Source organism: Dietzia sp. CQ4, from assembly GCF_014145125.1.
Taxonomy (GTDB): Bacteria; Actinomycetota; Actinomycetes; order Mycobacteriales; family Mycobacteriaceae; genus Dietzia; species Dietzia natronolimnaea.
Genome location: NZ_JAALDZ010000072.1, coordinates 1 through 10660 on the forward strand (window position 1 = coordinate 1; position 10660 = coordinate 10660).

Sequence of the window (10660 nt, forward strand, 5' to 3'; positions counted from 1 at the left end):
AGGGCGTCCGCTGGCACGTCTCGCTGAGCCACGACGGCGACGCGGCGCTGGCGTTCGTGGTGCTCGAGGGGCCGGTGGCCGGGTAGCGGGGTGTCCGGTCACCCGGTCGGCGCGGTATCCCCGGTTGGCGGACGGGAGTCGCGTCCGGGGGCCGACTTCTCGCACCAGAAGTCCGCCACCCGCGCCGCCGGCCGGCCGGCGTCAGGCAGCGCCGCCGACCTGCCGTCGCCGGCGTACGTCAGCCGACCTGGGCTTCCTTCTCCGCCAGCCACAGGTAGGCGGTGAGCATCCGCTTGAGTTCGGTGACGGTGGCGTCGTGGATGTCCTCGCCCGTGGCGGAGCCGGCGCTGACGGAGAAGTTGAGCATCGAGTACGCCACGTGGACCAGTACGTCAGCCATGAACTCGCGGCGTTGGTGCTCCGTGGACGGCATGAGCGGGGCGAGGACGCTGGCGATCATCCTGGCCAGCTCTCGCTCGTTGACCGCGGCGGTGGCGCGGGTGGCCGGGGTGGCCTGCGTGGCCAACCAGACCGCACGCCGCGAGGGATCGCTCAGCCACAGGTCCGCCACGTGGTCGAGGAAGTCGTTGAGCAACTCCGGCCAGTCGAGCGCGGGGATCTTCTGCGCGAAACGCTCGATCTCCTCGATCACCCCGTGGGCGTCCTGGCGGTCCAGCTCGCACACCAGGACGTACTTGTTGGCGAAGAACTGGTACAGCGTCCCGATGGGGACCCCGGCGCGGGAGGCGACCTCCTCGCAGGTGAAGGAGTCGAACCCCACCTCGACCAGCACGTCGCGCGCCGAGGACAGCAGCGCCTGGAACTTGCGCCGGCTCCTCTCCTGGATGGGCCGGCGGCGCGGCACCAGGATGTTCGGCTCGTCCTGGACGGCCTCGTCAGCGGGATCCCGTACTGGTTCCTGCACTCGCTCGGGCGGGTCGGTGGGCATGGGTGGCGTCAGCCCTCCGTGGGTTCGGGCAGTTGCACACCGAGGAGCTTCGCGAGCATCGCCACGTGACCCTTGGCCCGGACGTTGTACCGCGCGAGGGAGAGCGTCCCGTCGGACTCCACGACGAACGTCGATCGGATCACGCCCATCACGGTCTTGCCGTAGTTCTTCTTCTCCCCGAACGCACCCCACTCGGTGAGCATGGTCTTGTCCGGGTCGGACAGCAGGGGGAAGGTGATGCCGTGCTTCTCGCGGAAACGCACGAGTTTCGCCGGCGGGTCGGGGGACACCCCCACGACCCCGATCCCCGCCTCCCGCAGCTGCTGGAGGGCCCCCTCGAAGTCCACGGTCTCCGTGGTGCATCCGGGCGTCATGGCGGCCGGGTAGACGTACAGCACCACGCGTCCGTGCGCGGCGAGCAGGTCCGCCAGCGACGTGGGGGTTCCGTCGGCGTCGGGGAGGGTGAAGGCGGGGGCGGTCTGGCCCACCTCGAGCCGTGGTGTGGTCACCGGTGCTCCTGAAGTCGGGTCGGGGTGTGTGATCACTCCAACCTATCCGATGCGTCGGCGCGCGGGCGCGGATCGCCGACGGGTGCAGTAGCGTGGGCGGGGTCCAGAATCCGCGGCTAACCGCGTGACGAGCGATCGACGGAGGTCTCGTGTCCAGGAGTTACGACAGCATCGAAGGCGACATCGCCAAGGCGCGTGACGATCTCGCGACGACGTTGGACGAGATCGTCGACCGGGTCAATCCCAAGAACCTCGCCGAAGAGGGCAAGGAGAGGGCCGTCGCCGCCCTCACCGATCCCCGGGTCCTCGCGGTGCTCGGCGGATTCGCGGCGCTGGTCATCGGGGGCATCACGGTGTCCATGGCCAACAAGCGCAAGGAACGTCGGCGCATCGAGGCCTACCTCGAGGCGCGTCGGGCTCTCTGAGCGGCCGCCGCGCACCACAGCCCATCGAGAAGAGCGTTTCGCACATTCCCACTCGGGAAACGTGTGCGGAACGCTCTTCTCGTTGAATCACGGGGGTCCCGGCCGCGGTGCCGACACGACAAAGCCCCGGGTCGTGGACCCGGGGCTTTCCCTGCTGTGCGCCATCAGGGACTCGAACCCCGAACCCGCTGATTAAGAGTCAGCTGCTCTGCCAATTGAGCTAATGGCGCCTGCGTGGTGCGAGAGAAACAGTAACAGGACACCGGCGGCATCACGAAATCGCCTGGTCGGGGCGGGGGTGGCCGGTTTCTGACGGCGCATCCTTAACCAATTCGATATGGAATGCAATGATTTCCCCAGGCATACTGAGGAGGACTTCCCCTCGGCCCTGTCGACGTCCGGGGGGAGATGATGCTCGGAAGGGGCCATTAGTGAACTTGCGCCACACGGATCGGACCAGACGACGGGACCCGGGTTCCCGGTCGAGATCCCGTCTCGCTCTGGCCGCCGTGGTCGCCGGTTCGCTCGTGTTGACGGGGTGCACGATCGGGGCCGGCGGCGCGGGTGAGGCCCAGGTCGCCGAGGCGCCGGCCGAGCCGGCCGCGGTCATCGACCTGTCGGTCGAGGACGGATCATCCGACGCCAACCCCGCCGAGCCCGTGGTCCTCACCGCCAGCGACGGTCGCCTCGACACCGTGGTCATGCGGAATCCGGAGGGCGTCCAGGTCCAGGGCGAGTTCAACCCCGACCTGACGGAGTGGCGGACCACCGAGGACCTGGGTTACTCCCGTCAGTACACGCTCGAGTCCACCGCGACCGACGAGGACGGCCTGGTCACCCGCAAGAACGTCACGTTCAGCACCCTCACCCCGCGCATCATGACCGCGGCCTACCTCACCACCGGTCAGGGCTCGACGGTGGGCATCGGTCAGCCGGTCGCGGTGATGTTCGACGAGCCGATCTCGGATCGCCGTGCCGCCCAGGACAACATCCACATCCGTACCGAACCCGAGGTCGAGGGCGCCTTCTACTGGGTCTCCAACCAGGAGGTCCGGTGGCGTCCGGCCGAGTACTGGGCGCCGGGTACCACCATCGACGTCCACGTGGACATCTACGGCGAGGATCTGGGCGGCGGCATGTACGGCCAGGAGGACGCGCGCAGCGACTTCCGGATCGGCGACGCGGTCATATCCAGGGTGGACGACTCGACCAAGCAGATCGTGATCGAGCGCAACGGCGAGGTGGTCAAGACCATGCCCACCTCGATGGGCAAGCCCGACACCCCGACCCCCAACGGCACGTATGTGATCGGCGAGAAGCTCGCCTCGATGGTCATGGACTCCTCGACCTACGGCGTTCCTGTCGACTCGCCGGAGGGCTACCGGACCCCGGTCCAGTACGCCACGCGGATGTCATACAGCGGCATCTTCGTCCACGCCGCGCCGTGGTCCGTCTGGGCGCAGGGTAGCCAGAACGTGAGCCACGGGTGCCTCAACGTCACGACGGCGGACGCCAAGTGGTTCTACGACAACGCCAAGCGCGGCGACATCTTCGAGGTCACCGGCACGGTCGGCCCGACGCTTCCGGGGTGGGACGGTCTGGGCGACTGGAACGTCCCGTGGGAGACCTGGAAGGCCGGTAACGCAGACGCGGGCACGGCCTGACATGGGCACGGCCTGAGGCCCGAGCCCCCCTCAGCGGGGGCGGACGCGCAGTGCTCAGCGTGATCGATCGGGATCCCGGTCGTCGCGGCGTTCGGCGGCCCTGAACAGTGCGCGGCCGGGAGCCGCGGAGACGCCGTGTGCGAGGGTGCTGGCCACCACGACCAGGGTGCCCACACCCAGCAACAGCGGATCCGGACCTGCTCTGGACGCCTCCTCGGTCAGATAGAACACCGCCGCGACCCCGACCGGTCCGAACCAACCGAGGAACGCCGCGTCGCGGACACGCAATCCGAGCGGCCGCATGAGGGCGAGAAGCACCGGCGGGCGCCGGAGGACGAGCACGGCGGCCGTGAGAAACACCGCCCCCCACCCCAACTGCTCCCACTGCTGCCACGGCAGCATCGCTCCGACGACCAGGAAGAACGGCAGCACCGCGAACTGGTTGACCGCCTCATCGATCTCCACCTCCACCTGCCTCTCGTCTCCGACGCTGGTCAGGTTGAAGGCCAACCCCGAGACGAAGGCCGCGAAGACCCCGTTGACCCCCAGCAGGCCGGAGCCACCGAGGACCAGCAGCGCCAGGAGCAGGGTGAACAGCAGGATCGGGCCGTTCTCCGCAGCGTGGTGACGTTCTGAGAAATGCAGAGCTCTGGCCGCCGACACTCCGGCGAGGACGCCCAACCCCAGGGCGCCGAGGATCTGCCAGCCGATCTCCGCGGCGGCCTGCCCGGCGGTGAGGGGGGTCGCGATGGCGAGCGCGACCACGACCAGGGGAAGGGCCAATCCGTCGTTCGCCCCCGACTCCAGAGACAGCAGTTGCCGGTCGTCTTCGGGCAGGTCCCTCTCGGCGGCGTCGCCGGTCACCGCGGCGGAGGACAGGACGGGATCCGTGGGACAGATCGCGGTGCCGAAGAGCAGCGCCACCGCGAAGGGGATGCCCAACGCCCAGATCGCGAGACCGGTGGAGATCAGCGCCATCGCGGGCATCACCACCACCAGGAGGAGCGTCAAGCGTCGCCAGTGACGGCGGATCGCGGAGAAGGGGTAACGGAGAGCCACACCCATCACGGAGATGCCCAGAAGGATCTCCGCGCCGCGATGGAGCGTCGAGGGGTCGGTGACGATGTCCGGGACGTCGAGAACCCCGAGGACCACGGGGCCCAGGACTATGCCGACCCCGAGTGCGATGAGCGGTTCCGATACGGGCCATCGGTGAAGTCGCGCGGACACGGCGACGATCACGACGCCGAGCGCGCCGACGGTCGCGAGCAACAGATCGAGTGTGGACACGGGCCCTCCAGGTCAGTCGGGTCCACCGCACCATAGGCAACCCCCGGCGGTCGCGCCATCGGTCCCCCGCGTCCTGCGGTGGACCGCGCGAACGCCGAGGGGGTGCGAATGGAAAAGTGGGCGCATGACCGACGAGCGTGAGATCACCCGGCCCACCGATCTGGCCCGCGGTCGCCGACTCGACCCGGCTGCCGTCGGGTGGACCCGCACCCCGCTGCACCGCACCGCCATTGCCGGGTGGGGGCGCACGAAGCGCTGGGAGTACTGGGGCATCGTCACCGACCGGTTCGTGGTGGGACTGACCGTGGCCGGACTCGACTACCTGTCCACCTGCGCGGTCTACGTCCTGGACCGCCGTACCGGGGTGGAGACCACCCGCAGTGGGGTCAGCCCGCTCGTCCGGCCCGCCTTCAGCGATGAGGCGGGGGTGGGGACCGTGCACGCGTCGGCCGGCCTGGGTTCGGGTCGGGTGGGAATAGAGATCGACGACGACGAGGCCGCCACCGCGATCCGTGTACGCGCGACCGGCCTCCTTGTGGACCTGGAAATCACCCGACCGGGCCACGACAGTCTCGGAGTGGTGGTGCCGTGGAGTGAGCGGCGCTTCCAGTACACCCTCAAGGATCTCGCCAACCCCGTCACCGGCTCGGTGACCCTCGACGGGGTCGCCCGCGATCTCGGGACCGGGTGGGCGGTCCTGGACCGCGGGCGCGGGCGGTGGCGGTACGCCACCCGATGGAACTGGGGAGCGGGCAGCGGCGTGGTCGACGGTGTGCCGTGTGCGCTCCAGGTGGGGGGCCGGTGGACGGACGGGACCGGGTCCACGGAGAACGGGATCCTCGTGGACGGCAGACTGCACAAGATCGGCGAGGATCTGCACTGGACCTATGACCTGGCGGATCCGGCGGCCACCTGGCGGGTCCACGGCGAGCGACTGGACGTCACGCTCACCCCGTTCCACCTCCGCCGGGACATCACCGAATTCGGGATCCTGGCCGTACGCACCCACCAGGCCTTCGGCACCTGGCACGGGACCGGGATCCTCGACGACGGCACCACCGTGCGCCTGGACGGCCTGACCGGGTGGGCGGAGGAGTCGCGTAACCGTTGGTAGGGCGCGGGGGTGGTGTGCGGTGGACGACCCAACGGGACAGGGCCCGGACCGTGAGGTCCGGGCCCTGTGCTCGGGGTGGCTGACGGGACTCGAACCCGCGACAGCCAGGATCACAACCTGGTGCTCTACCAACTGAACTACAGCCACCATCGCCGCTCTCGCGAACAGCGTTGACGATGCTACCCGGTCTGGGTCCCGGTCAGGAAATCGGCAGGTGTCGACGCCGTCCGGGCCCGCGCACGGGAGGCCGGACGCTCAATCCACGGGGGGCAGGGCGCCGGCCGCGGCGCGCACCTCGTCGGTGGTCGGACCCGGTTGCGGGACGAACGCCGTGGCGCGGTAGTACTTCAGTTCGCGGATCGACTCCTTGATGTCCGCCAGGGCGCGGTGGGACATGCCCTTCTCGGGCTGGCCGAAGTAGATGCGCGGATACCAGCGGCGGCACAGCTCCTTGATCGAGCTCACGTCGATCATCCGGTAGTGCAGGTAGGAGTTGAGCTCGGGCATGTCCCGGGCGAGGAACCCGCGGTCGGTGCCGATCGAGTTGCCGGCCAGGGGAGCGGTCCCGCTGACCGGGACCCAGGCGCGGATGTAGTCGAGGACCTCTTTCTCGGCCTCCGCCACCGTCACTGCGGAGGCGCGGATCTCCTCGGTCAGGCCCGACGAGGAGTGCATGTCCCGCACCACCGGGAGCATCGCGGCCAGCTTGGCGTCCGAGGCGTGGATGACGATGTCCACGCCGTCGCCCAGGACGTTGAGTTCGGAGTCGGTGACCAGGGCCGCGATCTCCACCAGTGCGTCGTTCGCGGTGTCGAGGCCGGTCATCTCGCAGTCGATCCACACGATCCGGTCGTTCTTGGACTCCTTGTGGGGCGTCGGGCTCGACGACGCGACAGGGGTGGGACCGGGGTTCGACTCTGGCATCGCTCGACTATATCGCCGAGCGACCGCCCGAACGGACCCGGAGGATCAGCCCTCCGCCTGTCCCTCGCCGAGTTTGGCGTAGAATCGTCCCACGATCGGGGCCATGACCCCGCGCGGGGTGTAGTTGCCCGCCACCGACATCGCCTGGCCCAGGGGTCCCGGGACCACGCGCATCTTGTTCCGGGCGAGCGCGTCCAGCGAGATCCGGGCGGTGTACGTGGTGTCCACCCAGAAGCGATCGGGGACCAGGCGGTCGACGAAGGTCTTGTCCTCCTCGGCGATCTCCTCGGTGCGCACCGGGCCGGGCGCGAGCAGCGTGACGTTGACCCCGGAGCCCCTGAGCTCCCCGCGCAGCGACTCGGAGAAGGTGTTGAGGAACGCCTTGGTGGCGGCGTAGGTGGCGTTGTTGGGGATGGGCATGTTGCCTGCCGCCGAACCCACGTTGAGGATCGCGCCCGACCCACGCTCGACCATCCCGGGCAGGACCGCCAGCACGAGGTCGTGGCAGGCCACGGCGTTGACCTGCACCTGGCTCTTCTCGTAGTGGGGGTCGAGCGCGGCGACCGGCCCGAATGAGGCGATGCCGGCGTTGTTGCACAGGATCGAGATCTCGCGGCCCGCCAGCTCCTCCAGCAGCGGTGCCCGCTCGGCCGGATCGGACAGGTCGCAGGCCCGCACCTCGACCGTCACCCGGAACTGGCTCTCCAACCGCTCCTTGAGTTCCTGCAGCACCTCGCCGCGCCGCGCCACCACGATCAGGGAGTGGCCGCGGCGGGCCAACTCGGCGGCCAGCGCCATGCCGATCCCGGAGGAGGCGCCGGTGACGACAGCACGATTCGTCGCGGTGGGCAGGGGAAGCGGCATCATGCGTCCTCGGGTCAGGTGGTCAGGGCCGAGGGTGAGCGTACCGGCGAGGGTGGTGAACGGGGGAGTCGGTCACGACGAGCGCTCGCAGTGCGGCGGGAACCGCGACAGCGGGCAACGCGCCGGTCAGGGCCAACCACGCCGACCACGCCACAGCTACATCGTATTCACCGAATGTGCACCGACCATACCAGCGGAAATGGGACCGCCACCGGCCCTTTCGAGGCCTCAGACGAACCGCTGGGCACTAGGTTCTAGGGCGTGAGCAGCACCGGGACACCGCCCCCTCCAGAGACCGCCGCCTCGTCGTCGTCGTTGTCACCCGATCTCCGCCCCGCCACCCGCGGCCAGGTCTTCTCGTGGGCGATGTGGGACTGGGGGTCGGCGGCGTTCAACGCGGTGATCGTCACCTTCGTCTTCTCCGTCTACCTCACCGACTCGGTGGGGGCGGACCTCGACGGTCCGTTCTCGGCCGCCACCTGGCTGTCGATCTCGATCGCGCTGGCCGGCCTGGTGATCGCGCTGACCGCCCCGGTGATGGGCCAGCGCGCGGACCGGGGCGGCCGTCGCCGGCGGTCATTGGCCATCTGGACCTACCTCACGGTCGCGCTGACCGCGCTGATGTTCCTCGTCGACTCCGACGCGCCCTACCCGTGGTTCTTCGTCGGGCTGCTGCTGCTCGCGCTGGGGTCCATCACGTTCGAGTTCGCCGAGGTGTCCTACTTCGCGATGCTGCGGCAGGTCTCCACCCCGGCCACCGTGGGGCGGGTCTCCGGGTTCGGGTGGGCGATGGGCTACTTCGGCGGGATCTTCCTGCTGCTCGCCGCGTTCCTGGGCTTCATCTCCGGGGACGGCGACGAGCGGGGACTGCTGGGCATCCCCACCGACGGTGGCCTCAACGTGCGGCTGGTGTGCCTGGTCGCGGCGGTGTGGTTCGCGGTGTTCGCGCTGCCGGTGCTGCGGTCGGTGCCGGAGAACCGGCCCCGAGGGACGAAGGGCGACGACGACGAGGTGGGCTTCGTCGAGTCGTACCGCATCCTCTGGCGGGACCTCAGGGCCCTGTGGCGCCGGGACCCGCGGACCGTGAAGTTCCTCGTGGCCAGCGCGATCTTCCGCGACGGGCTGGCGGGGGTGTTCACCTTCGGGGCGATCCTGGCGGTCACCGTGTACGGGCTCGCGCCGGGGGATGTGCTGATCTTCGGGGTGGCGGCCAACGTGGTGGCGGCCCTGGGGGCGGCGGTCGCGGGAGTCGTGGACGACCTCGTGGGGCCCAAGGCGGTGATCATCGGCTCTCTCGCGGCGATGCTCGGCACGATGACCGTCCTGCTGTTCGTCGACGGCACCGCCATGTTCTGGCTCTTCGGCCTGCTCATGTGCCTGTTCGTGGGCCCGGCCCAGTCGGCGTCGCGCTCGTTCCTGGCCCGCCTGGCGCCGCCGGGCAGCGACGGCCAGATGTTCGGGCTCTACGCCACCACCGGGCGTGCGGTCTCGTTCCTCGCCCCGGCGCTGTTCGGCCTGTTCACGTGGGGGTTCGGCACCGACCGCGCGGGAATCGCCGGGATCGCCCTGGTCCTGCTCGTGGGCCTGCTCCTGCTGCTGCCCGTCAAGACCCCGACCCGCGCCGAGGCCTCGGGCAGCTGGGCCGTCTCGTACTAAGCCACGACTCCCCGTCTGACTGGAGGGCGATTGTGTACCTCAGACAAGAGTCGCGACGGCATCCGTAGAGTGGCGAGGTGCTTGATATTGCCGCGATCGCGAGTCTAATTGGCGCCCTAGGACTGGGGTCCGTCCTAGGGCAATGGATGACTTCTGGAAAAGACCGTCGGTCTAGTCGGGCTGACGCTCTCACCGCACTAGGTCGAGTCGAGACGGCTCGTTGGTCACCAACTCGAGAAGCTAGTGTGAGTTTTCAGGAAGCAGCTCGAGGTCTAATGACCGCGGCGTTGTTGGCCCGTGTACCGGCTTCTGTAGTGAGGGAGTATTTGGTCTTGGCTCAGGCTGCGGCCTGGCTAAGTCAAGACTCTTGGCGTGAGAACCCAGATGAGGACTGGGGCGGCGGCAGCATCAATGGCGAATTCGCCAATATTGTTCGCGACCACTCGCACCTACTTGCTGATGTGATCTGGGCGCCTACACCTTTACGCAAGATCTTCTCATCGAGGCAGTCTAAGAAACTAAGTGTTCGCACACAAAAGTTGGACAACACGAGCACCCAGAAGGAGTTGGCGCGTTCTAGAGAATACGGTGTCGCCTGAATTTCTTCCGACTCGCTCGTCTTCGATATTCGCGACGTCTGACAGTTCGGAATCTAATGTGGTCCCCTCCATGCCGATCCGCTTTCGAATCAAGGCCGGCGCCCGTGCAGTCTCGACTTGGACGAAGAAGACTATGGACTACTGCACAGGTACGAACCATGGGCCAGGTATTCGTCCCATTCGTGAGCAATGTGAACAATTAGCGAATTAATGTCGTCAAGGTAATCGGCCACTTCTGCTGCGGTTCTGCCGGCCTGAGAGAATACATCCCGAATGGCGAGATTGCGGTGCGCTACGTCGTTTCTGATTTGAACGAGCTTTTTTAGCGAGGCGGCAATTGAAGCCGACGGGACGGGATTAGCTATCCCTAGAACTTCCCAAACTAATGAAATGTGGCGTGGCTGAATGGTGCGCCCGTCTAATGGCGGTTGTGGACTATTGGATGTCGGTCCGGGCATCGTCGCAAATTGCGACGATAATTCAAGCCTTGTCAGCGCTAGCCGATGTGCCCACACTTTCTCGCTATCGCGAAGGCTAGTCATGCTCTCGAATTCGCTATGGGTCGCTAGGGGACGCAAAGAGGGGACCAGGTGTTTCACGAGTAAGTTCGATTGGCTAATGTGGCTCTTCCGGTTTTAGAGTGCGTTGATCCGTGCCTGGAGTCCG

At 67.8% G+C, this 10660-nt stretch carries 10 protein-coding genes and 2 tRNA genes; 5 read left to right on the forward strand and 7 right to left on the reverse strand.

Features of this window, described 5'->3' with window-relative positions; translation table 11 throughout:
- Nucleotides 1-238: 238 nt before the first annotated feature.
- Nucleotides 239-949: a TetR/AcrR family transcriptional regulator gene (locus tag G6031_RS04875; protein WP_179524866.1), complete on the reverse strand. Its 711-nt coding sequence runs from the start codon at nt 947-949 to the stop codon at nt 239-241.
- A gap of 8 nt (nt 950-957) precedes the next feature.
- Entirely contained in the window at nt 958-1458 is a 501-nt protein-coding gene (locus G6031_RS04880) for a redoxin domain-containing protein (protein WP_182652624.1), read from the reverse strand.
- 149 nt (nt 1459-1607) lie between these two features.
- On the opposite strand from G6031_RS04880, the gene G6031_RS04885 reads away from it, so the two are divergent.
- A complete protein-coding gene (locus tag G6031_RS04885; RefSeq protein WP_182636898.1) occupies nt 1608-1883 on the forward strand; it encodes a DUF3618 domain-containing protein in 276 nt (91 codons plus the stop codon).
- Nucleotides 1884-2040: 157 nt separating this feature from the next.
- Here G6031_RS04885 and G6031_RS04890 read toward each other — a convergent pair.
- Nucleotides 2041-2113 (reverse strand) — tRNA-Lys (locus tag G6031_RS04890).
- A 201-nt stretch (nt 2114-2314) separates the two neighbouring features.
- Between G6031_RS04890 and G6031_RS04895 the strand changes: the two genes are divergently transcribed.
- Nucleotides 2315-3547 (forward strand): Ig-like domain-containing protein, encoded by a 1233-nt coding sequence (locus G6031_RS04895; protein ID WP_338404168.1) that lies wholly within the window; start codon nt 2315-2317, stop codon nt 3545-3547.
- A gap of 54 nt (nt 3548-3601) precedes the next feature.
- On the opposite strand, the gene G6031_RS04900 is transcribed toward G6031_RS04895, so the two are convergent.
- On the reverse strand, nt 3602-4837 hold the full coding sequence (locus tag G6031_RS04900; protein ID WP_179524870.1) for a cation:proton antiporter: 1236 nt from the start codon (nt 4835-4837) through the stop codon (nt 3602-3604).
- A gap of 124 nt (nt 4838-4961) precedes the next feature.
- On the opposite strand from G6031_RS04900, the gene G6031_RS04905 reads away from it, so the two are divergent.
- Nucleotides 4962-5951 (forward strand): DUF2804 domain-containing protein, encoded by a 990-nt coding sequence (locus G6031_RS04905; protein WP_179524871.1) that lies wholly within the window; start codon nt 4962-4964, stop codon nt 5949-5951.
- A 74-nt stretch (nt 5952-6025) separates the two neighbouring features.
- On the opposite strand, the gene G6031_RS04910 is transcribed toward G6031_RS04905, so the two are convergent.
- From G6031_RS04910 to cmrA, 3 genes are all read right to left on the reverse strand, one after another.
- Nucleotides 6026-6098, reverse strand: a tRNA-His gene (locus G6031_RS04910).
- Between the two features lie 108 nt (nt 6099-6206).
- Nucleotides 6207-6875, reverse strand: a complete 669-nt coding sequence (gene orn, locus G6031_RS04915; protein ID WP_182615299.1) for an oligoribonuclease — start codon at nt 6873-6875, stop codon at nt 6207-6209.
- A gap of 45 nt (nt 6876-6920) precedes the next feature.
- Nucleotides 6921-7739 carry a mycolate reductase gene (cmrA, locus tag G6031_RS04920; protein ID WP_182615308.1) on the reverse strand — a complete coding sequence of 273 codons (819 nt, stop codon included), beginning with the start codon at nt 7737-7739 and terminating at the stop codon, nt 6921-6923.
- Nucleotides 7740-8105: 366 nt separating this feature from the next.
- On the opposite strand from cmrA, the gene G6031_RS04925 reads away from it, so the two are divergent.
- Together G6031_RS04925 and G6031_RS04930 are read left to right on the forward strand one after the other, a co-directional pair.
- Entirely contained in the window at nt 8106-9395 is a 1290-nt protein-coding gene (locus G6031_RS04925; RefSeq protein WP_182652626.1) for an MFS transporter, read from the forward strand.
- A 245-nt stretch (nt 9396-9640) separates the two neighbouring features.
- Nucleotides 9641-9994, forward strand: a complete 354-nt coding sequence (locus G6031_RS04930; RefSeq protein ID WP_182652625.1) for a hypothetical protein — start codon at nt 9641-9643, stop codon at nt 9992-9994.
- Nucleotides 9995-10660 lie beyond the last annotated feature (666 nt).

Coding starts and splice junctions, on each gene's coding strand:
- G6031_RS04925 (WP_182652626.1), top strand. CDS start 8,106: ATGTGGGACTGGGGGTCGGCGGCGTTCAACGCGGTGATCGTCACCTTC.
- G6031_RS04875 (WP_179524866.1), bottom strand. CDS start 949: ATGCCCACCGACCCGCCCGAGCGAGTGCAGGAACCAGTACGGGATCCC.
- orn (WP_182615299.1), bottom strand. CDS start 6,875: ATGCCAGAGTCGAACCCCGGTCCCACCCCTGTCGCGTCGTCGAGCCCG.
- G6031_RS04905 (WP_179524871.1), top strand. CDS start 4,962: ATGACCGACGAGCGTGAGATCACCCGGCCCACCGATCTGGCCCGCGGT.
- cmrA (WP_182615308.1), bottom strand. CDS start 7,739: ATGCCGCTTCCCCTGCCCACCGCGACGAATCGTGCTGTCGTCACCGGC.